The 19,098-nt window shown below is 68.8% G+C and carries 15 protein-coding genes and 1 riboswitch; of the genes, 10 read left to right on the forward strand and 5 right to left on the reverse strand.

The annotated features are described in order from the left end of the window. Positions 1–170 precede the first annotated feature (170 nt). From AACX88_RS16790 to AACX88_RS16800, 3 genes are all read right to left on the reverse strand, one after another. The gene (locus AACX88_RS16790; protein ID WP_339394011.1) at positions 171–1,403 is read right to left on the reverse strand and encodes a hypothetical protein; all 1,233 of its coding nucleotides are present in this window, start codon (positions 1,401–1,403) and stop codon (positions 171–173) included. 44 nt (positions 1,404–1,447) lie between these two features. Next, positions 1,448–2,131, reverse strand: coding sequence for a TenA family protein (locus AACX88_RS16795; RefSeq protein WP_339394012.1), 684 nt, complete (start codon positions 2,129–2,131; stop codon positions 1,448–1,450). Next, positions 2,129–2,231, reverse strand: a riboswitch (TPP riboswitch). It overlaps the preceding gene by 3 nt. 9 nt (positions 2,232–2,240) lie before the next feature. Further along, on the reverse strand, positions 2,241–3,275 hold the full coding sequence (locus tag AACX88_RS16800; protein ID WP_339394013.1) for an ATP-grasp domain-containing protein: 1,035 nt from the start codon (positions 3,273–3,275) through the stop codon (positions 2,241–2,243). A gap of 116 nt (positions 3,276–3,391) precedes the next feature. On the opposite strand from AACX88_RS16800, the gene AACX88_RS16805 reads away from it, so the two are divergent. From AACX88_RS16805 to AACX88_RS16820, 4 genes are all read left to right on the forward strand, one after another. After that, complete coding sequence (locus AACX88_RS16805) at positions 3,392–3,754, forward strand: VOC family protein (RefSeq protein ID WP_339394014.1); 363 nt, start codon at positions 3,392–3,394, stop codon at positions 3,752–3,754. Between the two features lie 37 nt (positions 3,755–3,791). Then, the gene (locus AACX88_RS16810) at positions 3,792–4,292 is read left to right on the forward strand and encodes a HutD family protein (protein WP_339394015.1); all 501 of its coding nucleotides are present in this window, start codon (positions 3,792–3,794) and stop codon (positions 4,290–4,292) included. Positions 4,293–4,545: 253 nt separating this feature from the next. Continuing rightward, the gene (locus AACX88_RS16815; protein ID WP_339394016.1) at positions 4,546–6,069 is read left to right on the forward strand and encodes a hypothetical protein; all 1,524 of its coding nucleotides are present in this window, start codon (positions 4,546–4,548) and stop codon (positions 6,067–6,069) included. A 102-nt stretch (positions 6,070–6,171) separates the two neighbouring features. Next, entirely contained in the window at positions 6,172–7,017 is an 846-nt protein-coding gene (locus tag AACX88_RS16820; protein WP_339394017.1) for a DNA-formamidopyrimidine glycosylase family protein, read from the forward strand. On the opposite strand, the gene AACX88_RS16825 is transcribed toward AACX88_RS16820, so the two are convergent. Then, complete coding sequence (locus tag AACX88_RS16825; protein ID WP_339394018.1) at positions 7,010–8,257, reverse strand: MFS transporter; 1,248 nt, start codon at positions 8,255–8,257, stop codon at positions 7,010–7,012. The two genes, AACX88_RS16820 and AACX88_RS16825, sit on opposite strands and share 8 nt — an antisense overlap. 109 nt (positions 8,258–8,366) lie before the next feature. Beyond that, positions 8,367–10,298 carry a primary-amine oxidase gene (locus AACX88_RS16830; protein ID WP_339394019.1) on the reverse strand — a complete coding sequence of 644 codons (1,932 nt, stop codon included), beginning with the start codon at positions 10,296–10,298 and terminating at the stop codon, positions 8,367–8,369. A gap of 106 nt (positions 10,299–10,404) precedes the next feature. On the opposite strand from AACX88_RS16830, the gene AACX88_RS16835 reads away from it, so the two are divergent. The 6 genes from AACX88_RS16835 (at position 10,405) to AACX88_RS16860 (ending at position 18,888) form a co-directional block, all read left to right on the forward strand. Next, positions 10,405–11,010, forward strand: coding sequence for a TetR/AcrR family transcriptional regulator (locus tag AACX88_RS16835; RefSeq protein ID WP_339394020.1), 606 nt, complete (start codon positions 10,405–10,407; stop codon positions 11,008–11,010). 44 nt (positions 11,011–11,054) lie between these two features. Beyond that, complete coding sequence (locus AACX88_RS16840; protein WP_422614453.1) at positions 11,055–11,999, forward strand: AraC-like ligand-binding domain-containing protein; 945 nt, start codon at positions 11,055–11,057, stop codon at positions 11,997–11,999. Positions 12,000–12,118: 119 nt separating this feature from the next. After that, a complete protein-coding gene (locus AACX88_RS16845; protein ID WP_339394022.1) occupies positions 12,119–13,600 on the forward strand; it encodes an APC family permease in 1,482 nt (493 codons plus the stop codon). A 52-nt stretch (positions 13,601–13,652) separates the two neighbouring features. After that, entirely contained in the window at positions 13,653–15,113 is a 1,461-nt protein-coding gene (locus AACX88_RS16850; protein WP_339394023.1) for an aldehyde dehydrogenase family protein, read from the forward strand. Positions 15,114–15,196: 83 nt separating this feature from the next. After that, positions 15,197–16,999: an ABC transporter transmembrane domain-containing protein gene (locus tag AACX88_RS16855; protein WP_339394024.1), complete on the forward strand. Its 1,803-nt coding sequence runs from the start codon at positions 15,197–15,199 to the stop codon at positions 16,997–16,999. Further along, positions 16,996–18,888 carry an ABC transporter ATP-binding protein gene (locus tag AACX88_RS16860; RefSeq protein ID WP_339394025.1) on the forward strand — a complete coding sequence of 631 codons (1,893 nt, stop codon included), beginning with the start codon at positions 16,996–16,998 and terminating at the stop codon, positions 18,886–18,888. Before AACX88_RS16855 ends, AACX88_RS16860 begins: the two co-directional genes overlap by 4 nt. Positions 18,889–19,098: the final 210 nt, after the last annotated feature.

A 19,098-nucleotide genomic window follows, 5' to 3' on the forward strand; every position in this document is an offset into this window, starting at 1 on the left:
GGAGGAGTTCGGTGTGTGGCCGATGAAGGTCTCGACGATCGAACGAGGCAAATCACGCGATGATGAGTTCGCAAGCAGGTATCGCAAATTTCTCCTCAATGCCGCTTGACTGAGCATAGGAGCATCATGAGGTGTCGGGACTGTGGTGTCGAGCGTGCTGCGGGGGACGGTCAGAACTCGCCGAGGCCGTTGCGGAGGATGTCGCGAAGCACGGAGCGGTAGAGGCCGAGTTCCTCGAAGCCGTCGATTTCGGAATCCCCCAGGGCCACGGTGTCCGTTGTCAGTTCCCTGACGCAGACGACGCTGCTCGATCCGAGCGCATCTGTGCCGAACAGGAGGAGGCTGGCGACGATCGCGGTCTCGGTGCTCGGCAGCGACCTCGTCGCCAGAGACGCGACGCGGGGGTCGAGCGGGCCGGTGGGAGAGTCGTCGGGGACGAGCGAGTGGAGTTCGGGGATCGTCTCGCGCATCAGACGTGAGGGTTCGTCGTCGTCCTGGTCGAAGCTGTCGATGAGTTCGAGTTCGCGTTCGAACGTCATCCGTGACAGGGCGCCGACGAGGAGGTTCTCATCGAGCAGCGGGGTGCGTCGGGTGTACCACCGGATGACGTCCTCGGAGTCGGTGGTGAGCACGAGTGACCAGACGGCGCTGACGTCGACGTCTTCAGGGAGCGGAAGAAAGGCCCAGCCGTCGAAGATCTGCCCGAACGTCGTGATCGGAGGGGACGTCTGGTCGCCGCTGAGGACAGAGGTCACTTCGGTCGCCGGAGCCGTGCGTTCGGAATCGGTGCTGGTCTCGCTCTCGGCAGTCGCCTCGGAACCGTCTGCGGCGTCAGCTCCATCGACGTCGTCGTCGAAGGGGCTGGAGGAGAGGGTCTCGGCGAAGCGCGTCTGCGCGACGCGGAGCAGGCCCTCGATGAGTTCGCTGCTGACGTCTTCGTTGAGGAGCTCCACGTTGCCCGATTCGAAGGGGTCGTCGTCGCAGATCAGGGCGACGTAGCGGCCAGTGGGTTCGTGACCGTCGGGAAGCGGGTAGACCATGAGGCGGGACAGCGCCGCCGAGGCTTCCTCGACGAGGACGTCGCCGCTGAGATCGGACAGGGTGCGGTCCATGGGCGCAGCGGTCTCGTCGGCTACCTCGTCAGATCCGTCATCGCTGTCGACCCACGTATTCGCCGCCTCGGTTTCGACGAGGAAGCCGGAGATCTGAGCGAGGATCGTCGAGTACGACGCCCCGTCCGAGGTCCGTTCGATCCACCCGGTCTCCCCGTCCGAGTCCTCCGTTTCGAAGTAGCCCCACACCATGGTGGGGAAGAACTTCGGCGGCACGGATTCGATGATCTCCGGGCTGAAGACTCCGAAGGGAATGCGGTCGGCGTCGGGGACGGCGGGCGAATCGTTCATCGGTCAATCGTGCCACGGGAGGGGCGTGCCGCGGCCGCCGAGGTCTACGAGTGCTGAGACCGGTACGCCTCGTCGAAGAACGCGCGCTCGAGGCCGACGGCTCGCCCCCACAGCGCGGTCAGCCGGTCCCGGGTCGCGACCGCCTCGGCGTCGTCCCCTCGAGGCACGACGCGTTCGAGTTCGTCGACGAGGAACTGCACCCAGGCGGCGAAGTCCTCACCGCGGTGGAGCTCGATCCACCCGACGTGGACATCGCGAGTGGGCATGTCTCGCTCCAGCTCGCCCCAATCGAGGTAGAGCCATTCGGCGATGACGAGGACGACGAGGAGATCCGGGTACGACGCCGAGGCGACCGCCCCCTTCATGACATCCCGGAAGCCCGCGGTCGGAGCCAGCAGGACGGGGTCGGCATAGTCTTCGGGACTCACCCTCACCTCGGCGAAGGCGCGGACGAAGTACGAATCCTCATCGGCTTCGAGGAACCCGAGCTGCCGGGCGAACCGCAGCTTCGCCTCGATCCGGTCGGCATGGGCCACACACGCGCCGAGCATCGCGAGGAAGTCCTCGAAGAACTGATAGTCCTGGATGAGATAGGTCGCCATGACCTCGTCGGGGACGGTGCCCGCGAAGAGCTCCTCGACGAATCGGTGGCCGACGGCCGCCGCCCAATCCTCGTCGGCTGACCTGCGCAGCGCCTCGACGGCACCGCCTGCTGGCACAGTGATCATTCGTGTCCTCCAACTTCCTCCGCCGGCATTGCCCGGATCAGGTGTAAGGGTCTGCGTGCGCACTCTCAGCGCCGGATTCGGCGCTCCCCTGTGGTGGTTCGAGACTATCTCACATCGCCGGGACTGCGGCATCCGTCGGCACTCCGGTCACCTCGCCGAGGTGGTCGGCGAGGACCTCGGCGATTCGGGCGCCCGCAGGCTGACGTCCGGCGGCTCGCTCGGCCTTCTCGACTGCGGAGTTGTAGTTCGTGTTCGTGTTGATGTCGTAGACGACCTGCCGGCCGTCGGCGGTCTCGATGAACTCGACCCCCGCGAAGTCGATGCCGAGATCGCGCAGGAGCGCTTCGAGCCGGCCGATGAGAGGCGTCTCTGCAGTGATCGACTCCCGCCGGGTGAACTGGGCGAAGGGCGCGCCCGCGCCTGGCGCACTGCCAGCGCCGCCCGCACCCGGGATCTCGCACGCGTCGGCAGGGCAGAGTTCGAACGAGCCGGCCGAGACGTCGACGGCGACCGCGTAGTGGAAGCGTCCGCCGATGAACTCGGCGCGAGTGATGAACGGTTCGGCGGGCTGGAGGTACTCCTGGACGAGCGTGATGCCGTCGATCGGCTCGTTCGCCCCTCCCGGACCGAAGTCGGCGATCACGGCATCGAGCTCGGCCTGCGCATCGAACCGCCGCACCCCCAGCCCCTTGCCGCCCTGGTTGTGCTTCGTGATGAACGGGGGAGCGAAGTCGGCAGCCGCCTCGGCGAGGGCGCCGGATCCGAACGCCGCAGCCGTGCGGGGGACGTCGAAGCCGCGGGACTCAAGCTCCCGATGCTGACGGATCTTGCTCACCTCGAGCTCATAGACGTCCGCGCCGCTGACGACCGTGCGCCCGGCGGCCTCGAGCCACGCGAGCACGGCCCGGCCGTAGTCCTTGACGTGCGGGTCCGTGCGGGTGTGCGAGGACGCCGAGAGCCGGGACCAGAAGATCCCCTCCGGCGGCTCCGCGGAGAGGTCGATCGTCGACCCCGGCAGCAGCCATTCGACGAACTCGACGCCCTGGGCGTCGAGCGCCTCGGCGAAGGGCGGAATCCACTCGGGATTGTCGTGGATGATGTAGACCGCGGGATGGTCGGCGACGGGCAGCTGATGGGTGCGCATGGAGGCCTCGTGTCATCGGTTCGGATTGCGTGGCATATTGCTCAACAATCCTACGGGTCGCGGGATTCCCGTCGCCGCCCTTCTTCGTGTCCGTCCACCGGCGTAGACTCTGCACCATGGCTATCGCAAAGCAGCCCGTGGTCGTTCTCGATGCTCCGGATGCTGGTGAGCTCGCCAAGTTCTACGGCGACCTCCTCGACTGGCAGGTCCGCGTCGACGACGACGGCACGTGGGCAGAGATCACATCCGACTCCTGGCCGCCCATCTGCTTCCAGCAGGTCGAGGACTACCGCGCCCCGGGCTGGCCCAGCCAGGACCATCCGCAGCAGATGCACATCGACGTCATGGTCGACGACCTCGACACCGCCGAGGCGCAGGTCCTCGAACTCGGCGCCGGGAAGGCCGAATTCCAGCCGGGCGAGACCTTCCGCGTCTTCCTCGATCCCGCCGGCCACCCTTTCTGCCTCTGCGTGAACTGACCCTCCGGGATAGGGCCGTGCGCCTACGATGGGGGCCATGCGCCGCATCGCCTCCTTCGCAGACATCACCCCCGCAGCCTGGGCCAATGGTGCCGGGGAGACGACCGAACTCGTCTCCCTCGTCGAGTCCGCAGCTCTCACCCCTGACCGTGCGCGGTGGCGTCTGAGCATCGCCCGCCTCGAACGACCCGGGCCGTTCTCCTCCCTGCCCGGCGTTGATCGGACGTTCCTTCCCACCGCCGAGGTGGTCCTCGAGATCTCCGGCACCCCGCACCGGGCAGGGCCCGACAGTCCCCTGCGCTTCACCGGCGATTCCGAGGTCGTCCTCACCGAACTGAGTGAGCCTTGCTTCGCCGTCAACCTCATGGTCGAGACCGGCGGCAGTCTGCAGGGCCTGACGATGATCCCGGCACCGAGCGGACCCGCGCGCTTCGTCCTCACCCTCGACTCCGACGAGCAGTGGGGACGGTTCGACCTCCTCGAACTCGGCACGGGTGACGAACTGCCCGACCGCCTCGGCGTCGTCGGATTCGACTGACACAGCCCACGGATTCGACCGGCACTGCACACGGATCCGGCTGACGCGGTCGTCGGATTCGACCGACACCATGATCCTGGGGAAAACGTGCGAGTCGCGTGTACCGGCGATCACACGGTGCGGCATCATCGCTGGTCATGCGTGAGGTCCGACGTCTGGCGTCCAGCCGGTTCTCAGGATCGGGAGACCCCGGTCAGGAACTCCGGACCTCTGCAGAGAATACTGGGAGACGACACACGTTCTTGGAGGTACTTTGGCGTCGCATCAGAGAGACGAGCACAACCCGACCGATCCCGCAGCCGGCAGCGGCGCAGCGGGATCGACGCCGTCGTCGGAGCCGACGCCCGGCACCCAGCCGTCGCACACCCTGCCGCTCATCACCGAGGAGATGACGGCCGCCCACCCGGCGACGACCCCGGTGATGCCACCCAACCCGATCCGCCCTGACACCGCCGCCCAAACGACAGCTCAGCCGGCGACACAGCACGCGGCGACGACTGCCGCGCAGCCGACGGGCGCTCAGCCGACGGGCACGGAGGCCACCGCGGTGGCTCCGGCGCTCGGGCAGGAGACGACGAAGCTCGAGACGACCGACGACTCCGACGACGAGAAGGGCGAGAAGAAGGAGAAGAGCGGCAACGGCATCTCCGCGACCCAGCTGCTCGCCGGCGCGGGTGCCGCGGCGACCTCCTCGGTCATCGGCGGACAGCTCGGCGTCGCCGGCACCGTCATCGGTGCGGGCATCGCGAGCATCGTCACCGCCATCGCCGTCAGCCTCTACAGCAAGAGCATCGAGAAGGGCAAGGAAGCGGTCAAAGAGGTCGGGGCGAAGCTCGCACCGGCCGTGAAGAAGGGGGCAGGGCTCCCGCTCGCCGCCGGTGGTGCTGCGGCCGGTGCTGGTGCTGCCGCTGCGGCCGCTGGCGCTGCAACCGCGAAGCCGGGCACCGCGAACCCCGCCGACCCCGATGCGACCGCCGTCTACGGCACGACACCCGCCACCACTCCGAACCCTGTCGACCCAGACGCCACGGCCGTCTACGGCACGACTCCGGCCACCACCTCGAACGACGTCGAGGGTGATCGCAGCGACACCGCGTTCGGCAACCTCGACGAAGCCGAAGCGCAGGCCGAGGCGGCCGCCGGCACGGAGACCGAGGACGAACCGAAGTCCTGGTGGCAGAAGCTCAAGCGCAAGCGCGTGCTCTACCCGGTCGCGATCGGTGTGGCAGCCTTCGGCATCGGCCTCGGTGGTGTCGTCATCGCCGAGAACCTCACGGAAGCCGACATCTCTCCGGGCACCTCGGAGATCTCGAAGTCGGTCACCGGCGGAGGCGGCGGCGAAGAGTCCGGCACCTCCCAGGACGGTGGCAGCGACGGCGGTTCGGGGTCATCGAACTCCGGGTCGAACGGGCAGAACGCGAACCAGAACTCGGGCAGCGACAGCAGCTCCTCGACGACCGGCGAGAGCGATCAGTCCTCGTCCTCCGATTCGCAGGGCGACCAGACGGGAACCGATCAGGGCACGAACTCGAGCAGCGACACCAGCGGCACGAACTCGGATACCTCCGGTTCGAGCAGCTCGGGCAGCGACTCCGGCACCTCGGGCTCCGGCAGCAGCAGCTCCGCGGGTTCCGGATCGGGCAGCAGCGGCTCAGGCTCGAGCGGAAGCGGAAGCGGCAGCGGTTCGAGCGGCTCAGGCTCGGGCAGCGGGTCGGGCTCCGGCTCGGGCGGATCCGGTTCCGGATCAGGCGGCAGCGCCGCAGCCGGCCAGGGCTGACACAATCTCCCAGCGCCGGGTGGTCATCGCGACCACCCGGCGTTCTGCTGTCCGGGTTCGCACAGCCCTTGCGCCCGACTGAGCAGGGGCCATACTGGGGGAATGCCGGAACTGCCCGAAGTCTCAGCGCTCGTCGAATTCCTCCGGCCCCGCGTGGTCGGCGACTTCATCGCGCACATCGACATCGCCGAGCTCGCACTGCTGCACACGGCCGACCCGCCCCTCGACGCCGTCATCGGCCTCGAGATCACCGGCGTCACCCGGGTCGGCAAGGCGCTCATCCTCGAATTCGAGGGTCTCTTCCTCGTCTGCCGGTTCGCCCGGGCCGGGTGGCTGGTCTGGCACGATACGGTGCCGACCGGGCCCGTGCGGATGGGCAAAGGGCCGTTGGGGATGCGGGTGAGCCTCGCCTCGGGTGCCGGGTTCGACCTCACCGAGGCGGGGACCAAGAAGAACGCGTCGGTCTCCCTGGTCCGCGACCTCGCCGAGGTCGAGGCGATCGCCCATGCCGGTCCCGACGCGCTTGATCTGTCGGCCGACGAGTTCGCCGAGGTGCTCGCGGGCAGTCGCTCGCGGATCAAAACGGTGCTCGAGGACCAGTCGCTCATCGCCGGGATCGGCAACGCATTCTCCGACGAGATCCTCCACACCGCGAAGGTCTCGCCGTTCGCCACCGCCGAGAAGGTCGACGCCGGAGCCATGTATGCGGCGATGGTCTCCGTGCTCACCTCGGCCCGTGATGCCTTGGTCGGTCTGCCGCCGTCGAAGGTCAAGGCCGCGAAGAAGAAGCTCCTGCGTGTCCACGGGAGGACAGGGGAGACGTGTCCCGTGTGCGGGACGACGATCGCCGAGGTCTCGTTCGCCGACAAGTCCCTCCAGTACTGTCCCGGCTGTCAGACCGGCGACAAACGGCTGAGCGACCGACGCATGGACCGTCTGCTCAAGTAGCGTGCGTCCGTGCTCGCCGCAGCAGCGGCCGCATCGCGAGCAGACCGAGCACCGGACCCGGCAGCAGCAGCCACAGTGCGGGTTCGCCGACCACGGTGAGCACACCCTGGAGGAGGACGATGCTGATGACGCTCACGCCGAATCCGATCGAATTCATCGCCGTCAGCCCGGTGCCCGTGAGGTCGTCGGGGGCGAAGGTCGAGGCGAGTTCGGAGAACTGCGGGGAGTCCGCGACGACGAAGAGCCCCCACAGCAGCAGGACGACGACGAGCAGCGCGGGAATCCCCGGCAGTAGGGGATAGAGCAGGCACATGAGACCCGACCCGGCCAGGGCAGTCGCGGCCACGCGCGCACTTCCTGCTCTCCGGCTCACGACCCCGCCGAGGATGCAGCCGAGTGTGCCGACGGCGATGATCGCGAAGCTCGTGGCAGCCACTCCGGTGGCGTCGACCCGCGCCGAGAGTGCGGTGAGGGTGAGCGTCGGCACGACCGCCCAGAACGCGTAGAGCTCCCACATATGTCCGACATAGCCGAACACGGCGGCACGGTACCCGCGGTCGGAGAAGAGCCGGCGCAGAGCCGAGTCCCGACCCGGACCCGCACCCTCGCCTCGTGCCGACTGAGGTGATGACGGGGACTCGGGAACCGCCTCGGCGGGGCCGCTCTTCCCACCGATCGAGGCGATGAGCACCGCCCCCACCAAGGCGAGCCCGGACGAACCCCACATGATCGCCTGCCACGGCAGGTCGGTCCCGAGTGCGGCCAGCAGCTGCGGCATCGCGGTGCCGAGCGCGAGCATGCCCACGAGCCAGCTCAGCGCCTGCGCCGACCGCGCCCGGGCCCGCTTGACGATCATCTTCATCCCCATCGGGTAGATGCCGGCCAAGCACACCCCGACGGCGAACCGCGCGATCCACACGAGGGCGAGATTCGGGGCGAGCAGCGTCCACCCCAGATTGAGGCCCGCCCCGAGGAGGCTTGCGACGATGAAGATCCGCTCGGGTGCGAACCGGTCGGCGAGGCCGGTGAGGGCGCTGACGAGAGTGCCGACGATGAACCCGATCTGCGTCGCCGCGACAAGCCAGCCGAACTGGGCGGGACCGGCGTCGAGCCAGGCCGAGAGTCCCGCGGCGGCTCCGCTGGGACTGAACCACAGCGCCGTCCCGAAGCACTGCGCGACGACGATGGCGACGACAGCGGACCGCGCCGTCGATCGGCGGCGTCCGAGCGGTGCGGGCAACGATTCTCCTCGGCGATGAGGCGGCAGGTCGGTCGCTGCTCATCCTATCGGGCAGGGGCCAACCGCACCTGCCGTAACCGGGGCTGCCGGGGACGCACCGGCCCCGATCTCACTCCCCGCAGCAGTGGCCTCCGGACTCCGGCGCGGGCACGTCGAGGACGGGGGAACGGTCGAAGAACCCCTCGGGTCGCAGCGTGAACCCGACGGTGTCGACGGGCATGATCGGCCAGTCCTCGATGCGCGGGAAGTGCGTGAGCCCGAAGGTGTGCCACACGACGATGTCCTCACCGTCGATGTTCCGATCCGCGGCCGTCCACGTCGGCAGGCCCCCGTGACCGGCATGCTGATTGGGGAAGTCCCCGGTCGGGTACCGCTCGTCGACGGCGTACTGGCTCACCCACAGCGCCTTCGACGCGAACGTCGCCCGCTTGTGGATCGAGGAGTCCTCCGCGGCGAGCAGCGTCGGCAGACCGGTCGGGTGGAGTTTGTAGGCGACCGGTTCGCCGAGGCGGTTGATCGATTCCGGGTTCGAGACCACCCAGGTCCGGGCGACCGACTGATCGGCGTCCCGCTGGGCGGCGAGCTCTGTCGCGAGCAGGGTGCGCTTGCGGGTGAACGCGTTGCCCCGCGGATTGGTCTCCGAGACCGGCAGGCGCACGACGTCCTCCTCCTCGACCCGGCAGCCGCCGTCGTCGAGGGCGAAGTCGAGCCGGGCGCCGAAGAGATGCTGGTGGAACGGGGCGCCGAGTCCCGGGGCGATCTCCGAGGCGAAGTCGCTCGAGCCGTCGGGCAGGGCTGAGGTGAAGACGACACCGGTCGCCTTCGCCTCGAACTCGATCGTCCCGTCGAGGTAGAGGTACCAGTAGAACCCGTAGTCGTAGTTGCCGACGGTGGTGAAGAACGAGACGACGAAGCGCCGGTTGCGCCGGGTGTAGGCGACCCCCGACCAGAGGTCGGAGTGCTTGGCCAGTATCGACGCATCCTCCTCATGCATGCAGATGCCGTTGACGATCTGCCTCGGTTCGCCGAGGTTGTTCACCACCCACGGGGAGAGGTAGGTGATGTCGCCGAGGCAGTCGCAGCCGAGTTCGAGGGAGTTCGCCCACTGCCCGACGAGGTATTCGCCGGTGTCGAAGTAGTTCTGCCACGATCGCACGGGGGAGGGGTCGCCGTAGGGGACGACCATCTCCGCGATCGCCGCCCGGTGCAGGATCATCCGCCGTTCGTCGCCGTCGTCGAAGGCGATGTTGTGGAGGACGAGGCCCTCACGCATGTCGAAGCCCACGTCGAAGGACCACTTCTCCCATTCGATGTGGTTGCCCTCGGTGACCGTGAAGCTCGGCCCCTGCGGCTGGGTGATCTCGATCGGCTTCTGCGTCTGCCGGATCGGCCCTGTGAGCTCGGGGTCGGTGTAGTTGCCGTGTTCGGCGGGCACCGGCATGACGCCGAGGTCGAGCACCTGGTCGACGGTGCGATGGGTGACGTCGACGTAGGCGACGAGGCCGTCGATCGGGTGCGCCCACGCACTGTCGGTCTCGTGCTGCTGGTGGAAGGCGAGCCCACGCAGGATCCGCCTGCCCCGCTCCTCCGGGTACTCGAACACCCCGGCTGACAGCGGGGCGACACGGACCTCCTCGAGGGGGATGCCGCGCCGGGCGATCGCCTCCTGCCAGGCAGGATCCTCGCTGAGCACCTGCTCGACGATCTCGAACTCCTCCTCCATGACGGGGAACTCACCGGCGAGCGAGGAGTCCACCTCGGTGACGGATTCGACGGTGCCGTGGGTCGCGGAGACGACGATGTCGCGGGCCGTGCCGGCGGTCTTGTCGATGACGAAGGTCCGGAACCTGCGGTCGACGTTCGTCGCCTCCCGGGACTCTCCGCGGACCGGATCGAGCAGGCCCATATAGGCCATCCGCGCCGAGGCGGGGAAGAGGTCGGCTGCGCGCAGCACCTCGGTGACGGCGGTGATCTCTGCCTGACTCGGCAGGGAGAACGGGGTCGCGGCGACGTCGGTCGTCGTGGTGGTGTGGGCGGACATGAGGCACCTTTGCATCTGCGGGCGGCTGCACCCGAAGGGGTTGTGAGCCGGATCACGCTATAATCTACATGCGTAGAGAATAAAGTCAAGGTCGCCAGGAGGATCCATGCCCAAGATCGTCGACTACGCCCAGCGGCGTCGTGACCTCGTCGAGGCGACGACGCGCATCATCGTCCGGCAGGGGCTCTCGGGGACGACGATGCGCGACATCGCCGCCGAGGCCGGCTTCGCCAACGGCGTCGTCAAGTCCTACTTCGGCTCGAAGGCCGACCTCCTCGCCGCGACCTACATCGACGTCTACGAGGCGACGAGCGCCCGGGTGGTGCTGGCGACCGAGGGGCTGCGGGGTCTGACCGCGCTGCGCGCGTTCGCCGCTGAGGTCGTCCCGACCACCCCCGCACTCCACGATGAGGCCCGCGTCGTCCTCTCCTTCCTCGCCGAGGTGGCCCAGGACCCCGATCATGCGCGCGCGGTGAGTGCGACGATGGTGCGCTGGCGCGAATGGATCCGCGGCTGGCTCGCCGAGGCTCGGGCGGAGGGGGAGTTGGACGCCGAGGTGGTCATCGAGTCCGAAGCCGACGTCCTCCTCACCTACCTCCTCGGCGCTCAGACGACGTCCATCCTCGGCGGGGAGGGCTTCGACTTCGCCGGGCTGCGCACGCAGCTGATCTATCTCATCTCCCGGCTGGAGGCTGGAGTGAGCCGCAGATGAGCGCCGACACCGACGTCGGCGCGCCCAAGGCAGGTGACTCACCCATGCTCCACGAAGGCACGGCTCGGGACTTCGACGGCTGGCGCAGCCTCGTCTCGGACTCCTTCGTCCCGCTCGCGACCGAACCCCAGCGCCGAGGCGGCTTCACCGGACGCATCAGCGCCCGCGACTACGACGCCGTCGTCATGTCCCACATCGCAGCCGACCCCCACGCGGTGCTGCGCACGCCTGAGCTCATCGGCCGCGGCAGCGACGACTACTTCAAGGTCTCCCTCCAGCTCAGCGGGCACGGACTGCTCATCCAGGACGGGCGCGAGGTGGCGCTGGCGCCGGGGACACTGGCGATCTACGACACCTCCCGGCCGTACACGCTCAGCTTCGACGCCGCCTTCTCCTCCTACGTCATGATGTTCCCGCAGTCGCGGGTCACCCTCCCCGCCGACGCCGTCGGACAGCTCACGGCGACCGCGATCGGCGCCGACCACAGCCTCGGCGAGGTCGTCACCGGGGTCATCGCCCAGGCCGGGACGATGCTGCCCGGCCTCACTCGATCGGTGGGAGTGCGGTTGGCCGGCAACGTCGTCGATCTGCTCACGACGGTCATGGTCGATGAGCTGAGCACCACCGCCGAGGCGGTCGATGAGCGGGCACGGCTGCGGGCTGAGGTCATCGCCCACATCGACGCCCACCTCGCCGACCCGCAGCTGGGACCGCAGACGATCGCGGCCGCGCACTTCATGTCGGTGCGCGCCCTCCATCAGCTCTTCGAGGGCCATGAGTCGGTGGCCGGGGAGATCCGGCGTCGGCGCATCGAACGGTGCCGGAGCGACCTGGCCGATCCGCTGCAGGCGCATGTGCCCGTGGCGGCTATCGGGGCGAGGTGGGGCTTCGGGGATCCCGCGCACTTCTCCCGGGTCTTCCGCCGCGCTGTCGGGCAGCCGCCGGCGGTCTATCGGCGCACAGTCCTTGATGAGGTGCGGGTGCGCTGAGTTCGCTGCGGCGAAGCGCCTGTGCGCGCTCGGTCAAGGGGTGTGCTCCCAAAGCCAAGACTCCGGGGTCCGTGATTTGGCAGTCTGGCGGGAACATCGTCTTCCGTTAGGTGGGTCACATGAGCGCAGCCGCCGCGCAGCACACCGAGTCGGTCCCCGCCTCGGCGAGGCTCGAGGGCAGGCGGATCGGCACGCCCGCACTCGTCTTCATGATCATCGCCGCCTCGGCGCCGCTGACCGTCGTCGCCGGCGGGGTGCCGAGCAACTTCGCGGTCACGGGACTGCTGGGGATCCCGCTCTCGTTCGTCCTCCTCGGCGTCGTCCTCATCCTCTTCGCGATCGGGTACGCGGCGATGAGCCGACACGTGCACAATGCGGGCGCGTTCTTCGCCTACATCGCCAAGGGGCTGGGGAAACCGGCCGGGGTCGGGGCGGCGCTGACCGCGCTCGTGGCCTACAACGCGATGCAGATCGGGATCGCCGGGATGTTCGGGTTCGTCCTCTCGTCGCTGCTCGACTCGCTCTTCGGGCTCACGGTTCCCTGGGGCGTGTGCGCGCTCATCGCGTGGGCCGTCGTCGGACTCATGGGTGTGGCCCGCGTCGACTTCTCCGCGAAGGTGCTCGGCATCATCGTCTCCGCCGAGTTCCTCATCGTCATCGTCTTCGACCTCATCGGTCTCGTCCAGAGCCCCGAGGGCGTCACCGCCGACGGCCTGCTGCCCGACCAGCTCTTCGCTCCCGGGATCGGGGCGGCGTTGGCGTTCTCGATCGCGGCGTTCATGGGCTTCGAATCGGGGGCGATCTACAACGAGGAGGTCAAAGATCCCAGGCGCACGGCCGGGCGGGCGACGATCATCGCGGTCAGCTTCATCGCCGGGTTCTATGCGCTCTCCGCGTGGGCGATGGTCGTTGCGGTCGGCCCTTCGCAGGTGATCGGGCAGTCGCAGGAGCTCGGCCCTGATCTCATGTTCGCCTTCCTCGCCGAGCATGCTCCGGTGTGGTTCGTCGACCTCGCGAACATCCTCTTCCTCACCTCGCTGCTCGCGGCCCTCGTCGCCTTCCACAACATCGTCGCCCGCTACTTCTTCGCCCTCGGCCGTGACCGGGTGCTCCCGCAGTTCCTCGCCCGCACGTCGCGGCGTTCGGGGGCGCCGGTGGCCGGGTCCTTGGCCCAGTCGGGGCTCGCGCTCATTGTCATCATCGTCTTCGCCCTCGCCGGGGCCGGCAGCACGGACCCGCTCTTCCCCGTCGTCACCCTCTTCACGTGGCTGACGAACATGGGGGCGTTCGGTCTCGTCCTCCTCATGAGCCTGACCGCGCTCGCCGTCATCGGCTTCCTGCGGACCCGTCGGGACGAGTACTCAGTGTGGACGCGGGCCGTGGCTCCGGGGATCGCAGCACTCGGGCTCATCGCGCTCTTCGTCGCGATCGTCATCAACTTCGAGGTCCTCATCGGCGCCGCGGAGCCGACCGTGCTCTCGTGGCTGCTTCCCGCCCTCGTCCTCGTCCCGGGTCTCGTCGGGACGCTGTGGGCGCTCGGCCTGCGATCGCGTGAGCCCGGGCTCTATGCAGGCATCGGCTCCGGTGGGAGTCTGGGGTGAGAGAAACACAACCCGCTGCCCGCCACAACCCGTCACCACATCAAGGAGAATCATGACCACCGACGAGACCACTGCCCCGGCCGCCGCTTCCCAAACCACGGCCGTTGACCTCACCACCTTCGACGGACTGCTCGCGGCGATCACCGACCCGCACGGTCGCGAGATCCTCGATCCCGCAACCGGGGCTCTCGTCGGGCGCACCCGTGAGGGCAGCGTCGCCGACATCGACGCGGCAGTCGCTGCGGCCGCAGCCGCCCAGCCCGCGTGGGCCTCACGCCCGGTCGAGGAGCGCAACGACCTTCTCAACAAGGCCGCCGATGCGATCGAGGCGTCTGCCGAGGCGCTGGCCGAGCTGCTGTCCCGGGAGCAGGGCAAACCGCTCAACGGACCGAACGCCCGCTTCGAGGTCGGGGCGTGCGCGGCATGGCTGCGGGCGAATGCCGCGTTCGTCCTCGAACCCGAGGTCCTCGTCGATGAGGAAGGCACGCATGCCGAGCTCACCTATGCTCCGGTCGGCGTCGTCGGAGCGGTCGGGCCGTGGAACTGGCCGATGATGATCTCCGTGTGGCAGTTCGCTCCGGCGCTGAAGATGGGCAACACCGTCGTCCTCAAGCCCTCGGAGTACACGCCGCTGTCGGTGCAGGCACTCGTGGCCGTCGTCAACCAGGTGCTGCCGGCCGATGTGCTCACCGTCGTGCCCGGTGACGGGAAGGTGGGCGCGGCGCTGACCGATCATGACGAGGTCGACAAGATCATGTTCACCGGGTCGACGAAGACGGGGCAGGCGATCATGCGGTCGGCCGCGGACAGTCTTGCGAGGCTGACCTTGGAGCTCGGCGGCAATGATGCCGGCATCGTCCTCGAGGACGCCGACCCCAAGGCGATCGCCGCCGACCTGTTCTGGGGTGCGTTCATCAACACCGGTCAGACATGTGCGGCGATGAAGCGGCTCTACGTGCCCGAGGCCCTCTACGACCAGGTGTGCGAGGCACTCGTCGAGGTCGCGGGGCAGATACCGATGGGTGTGGGGCTCGAGGAGGAGAACGTCCTCGGGCCGCTGCAGAACAAGCAGCAGTACGATATCGTCGCGCGCCTCGTTCAGGCGGCGAAGGACGGGGGAGCGAGGGTCCTCCTCGGCGGGGATCCGCGCGAGGACCAGCCGGGGTACTTCTACCCGACGACGATCGTCGCCGATATCGACAACGACAACGCGCTCGTCGCCGAGGAGCAGTTCGGTCCCGTGCTCCCGATCGTCAGGTACACCGATCTCAATCAGGCGATCGTGTGGGCGAACGAGCTCGAGGTCGGCCTCGGATCCTCGGTGTGGGGCACCGACCTCGAGGAGTGCAAGCGGGTCGCGGCGCGTCTCGAAGCGGGCTCGACGTGGATCAACAAGCACGGAGCGATCGACCCGCGCGTGCCCTTCGGCGGGGTGAAGAAGTCCGGCTACGGCCTCGAGTTCGGCCTCGAAGGCCTCAAGCAGGTGAGCGTCCCCCACGTCATCAGCTGGTAGGGGACGTAGGGGCCTAAGGGTCGTCGGACGGTGCATGAACAGCCCACCGAGGCGGTGTGTCAGAAGATGTTAGGGTAACCTATGTGCCGCTGACTCCCTCCTCCGGCGCGGCGCTGCTGCGTCGTGCGGTCCGCCGTCGTCTCCGCCTCCTCGTCCCCGGGGTCGTCGCGATGTCGCTGTGGCAGGTGTGCGAAGCGCTCGTGCCGGTGGCCATCGGCATCGTCGTCGATGTCGCGATCATCCCGCTCTCGATCCCGATGCTCGCCGTCTCGATCGCGGGGCTGCTCCTCCTCTTCGCCGTCCTCAGCTACGGTTACCGCTTCGGTGCGCGGTGGTGCAATGCCGCACGCGAACATGAGGCGCACGCGCTGCGGGTCGAGATCACACACGCGGCCCTCACCTCGGCGAACCTGCCCGCCGACCGAGCCTCCGGCGAAGTCCTCTCGATCGCCTCAGCCGACGCCGACACCGCAGCGCAGTCGTTCTCGCAGCTCGGGCGCGGCATCGCCGCCGTCCTCGGGATGATCACGGCCGCCGTCTTCCTGCTCATCGCCGACCCGGTCACGGGCCTCGTCGTCCTCGTCGCCGTCCCGATCGGCCTGGTCGTCGTCTCCCTGCCCGGCCGGTCCGTCTCGGCGAAGGCGAGCGCCCAGCTCGAGGCCGTCGCGCAGGCCGGACGTTCGGCCGCCGACCTCATGAGCGGGCTGCGGGTGATCAAAGCCCTCGGCGGGGAGCCATGGGCCGCCGCTCGCTACCGTGCCGCCTCCGATGCCGCCGCCGAGGCGGGGGTGGCCACCGGTGAGCGCACGGGCCGGCTCGCCGGCCTCGGCGCCCTCGTCATGTCCGTCGTCCTCGCGGTCGTGCTCGTCGTCGCCGGCCTCCGACTCATCGAGGGGCAGCTGGGCGTCGGAGCACTCATCGGCATCCTGGGAATGACGGCGTTCCTCACTGAACCGATGCGCGCACTTGCCGACATCGTCGGCCTCTTCGCCCAGTCCCACGGTGCCGCCGTCCGGATCTCCCGCCTCCTCACCGACATCGAGCACGCCGACCGGAACGGCGCCCAACCGAATGTCGCCGGAGCCGCCCACGTAGACCGCACCGGCAATGACGCCGCTGACCGCAGCTTCACCGCCGTCACCTCCACCGAGCCGGCCGGCCCCGCACCGGTGGAAGATCCGGCCCATCCCACCGACCCGCAGAGTCCCGCGGAACCCGAGGTCCACCTCGGCGAGGCCGGTCTGACGGTGCGGAACTGGAGGGTGGGGGAACAACGGGCATGTTCGTTCGATGCGCCGCTCGGGACGCTCACGTGCCTCGTCGTCGAGGACCACGCGCGAGTGTCCACTCTCGTCGCCGCGCTGGCGAACCACGCGCGGGAGCACAGCCGCGAGGACATCGTCGTCGCCCCGCACGCGGTCGATCTGTTCGAGGGGACGATCCGCTCGAACATCACCATGCTCCCCGGTGAGCGCGCCGCCGAGGTCGAAGTCGAAGTGCTTACCGCCTCGGGCACGGATGAGCTCCTCGACCTCGTCGGCGGCGGCCTCGACCATCGGATCCTCGAGCTCGGCGGCAACCTCTCCGGTGGGCAACGGCAGCGCATCGCCCTGGCTCGCGCGCTACACGCGGGCCCGCGCCTTCTCGTCCTCGACGAACCGACGACAGCCGTCGATGCCGTCACCGAGGCGCGCATCAGTGCGGGCCTCACCCGTCTGCGCAGCTCGACGACGACGGCGACCGTGCTGCTGACAAGCTCCCCGGCGTTCCTCGCCGCCGCCGACACCGTCGTCTTCGTCCCGGCCCGCGGTGTAGTCCGCACCGGCACGCATGCCGAGCTGCTCAACGACTCAGACGACACCTACCGCAAGGCGGTGACCCGATGAGCGCCCCGACGACCCTGCCGATCGCGTCCCGGCGGCAGGCGTTCTCCCGCCTGGTTCCACTGCTGCGCGCCCGCAGCGGGTGGATCGTCCTCCTCGTCATCGCCGGGACCGCGAATGCCGCGGCGGGGCTCGTCGGTCCGTGGGCGATCGGTCGCCTCGTCGACGAGCTGCCTCACGGTGCCGGGGCCGAGGTGGTGTGGCAGTGTGCGATCGCCGTCGCGATCGCCGGTGTGGTCATGGCCGTGGGCACATGGATCGGTGCGTGGGCGCTCGCCCGGATCGCGATGCCCGCAGTCGCGCAGCTGCGCACCGAGGTCGTCGAGTCGGCGCTCTCGCTCGAAGCGCAGAAAATCGAGCGGACGGGGACCGGTGACCTCGTCTCCCGGGTCGCCGACGATTCACGCATGATCAGCGAGGCGGCCGCACAAGTGCTGCCGATCATCGTCGAGTCGCTCCTCGTCGTCATCGTGTCAGCGGTTGGCATGGCCGCCATCGATTGGCGCCTCGGGATCGTCGGGCTCATAGCGCTGCCGATGTACTGGCTCACGCTGCGCTGGTATCTGCCGAGGTCGGAGCCGATCTACCGGGAGGAGCGGGCCGCGTTCGGTCGGCGTGCCGGGCGTCTCCTCGGCGGGTTGACCGGTGCCGGAACCCTGCGGGCCTACCGCGCCGAGGCGGGGGAGCTGGGCCGCATCGACGCGGCCTCCGGTGAAGCGCGGGATCTGTCGATCGGGGTGTTCCGGTTCCTCACCCGCGCCTTCAGCCGCAACAACCGCGCCGAGGCGGTCGTGCTCTCCCTCATCCTCATCGCCGGGTTCGCGCTCGTGTGGTTCGGGGAGTCGACCGCGGGCGCAGTGACGACGGCGGCGCTCGTCTTCCATCGTCTGTTCAATCCGATCGGTGCGCTCGTCGGCCTCTTCGATCAGGTCCAGTCCGCCGGTGCGTCCCTGACCCGTATGGTCGGGGTCATCGAGGAGGCAGAGCACGCGCCGAGGCGGGACGCCGTCATTCCGCTCGAGGACCGGGGTGGGTCCGGTCGGAGACGTTCGGCGCTCGTCCTCGACGACGTCTGGTTCTCCTATGACGACGGTCCGGTCCCTAGCCGCCCGGTGCTCTCGGGAGTGAGCCTGCACGTGGCCCCCGGTGAGGTCGTTGCCGTCGTGGGCGCCACCGGGGCGGGGAAGTCCACGCTCGCGCGGATCATCGCGGGGCTCTCCTCGCCCACCCAGGGGCGTGCCGTCCTCGTTCCTCCTGGGTCGGGCCCAGACTCCGACGCGGCGTCGGGAATTGGAGCTGTGGCCGGCATTGGCACGGCACCAGGCATTGGCGCGGCGGCCGACGCCGACGACACTGCGGCTGGTCTCCCGCTGACGTCGCTGGCCGAGCCGGTGCTGCGTGAGCATATCGCGATGGTTGCCCAGGAGGTCCATACCTTCGCCGGGTCGGTGCGTGAGAATGTCGCACTGCCGGTGCCGGATGCTGATGATGCCGCGATCACCGCGGCGCTGCGGACGGTCGGGGCGGAGTGGGCGTTCGACCTGCCTGACGGCCTCGAGACCGAGGTCGGTGACGGGGGAACCCGGCTGAGCCCGGTCGAGGAGCAGTCCTTGGCACTGGCGAGGCTGGTGCTCGCCGACCCTGACTTCGCGATCCTCGACGAGGCGACCGCCGAGGCAGGTTCCGCGGGTGCTCATGTCCTCGAACGGTCTGCCCGAGCGGCACTGCGGGGTCGGGGTGCTCTCGTTGTCGCTCACCGTCTGAGCCAGGCCGAATCCGCCGATCGGGTTCTCGTCATGGAACACGGCCGCATCGTCGAAGAGGGCACGCACGCCGATCTGGTCGCGTTGGGTGGTCGGTACGCCCGTCTGTGGGAGGCGTGGTCGGGTTAGGCCGCTCGTGCAGATCACGTGAACGTGTGTGTGGATCGTTTGGACGCGTACGGATCGCATGAACCCACTCGGATCGCAAAAGGGGCTCTTCACAGATGAGGGTGTAGCTGTGGTGCGACCTGGGGCGGCGCGTCGGTGTCGGGGTGAGGGTCGAGGTCTTCCGATGATGGGAGTTCTCACACAACCCGTCCGGAAGACCTCGACGTGCCT

It is taken from the genome of Brevibacterium metallidurans (assembly GCF_037101285.1).
GTDB classification, from domain to species: Bacteria; Actinomycetota; Actinomycetes; order Actinomycetales; family Brevibacteriaceae; genus Brevibacterium; species Brevibacterium metallidurans.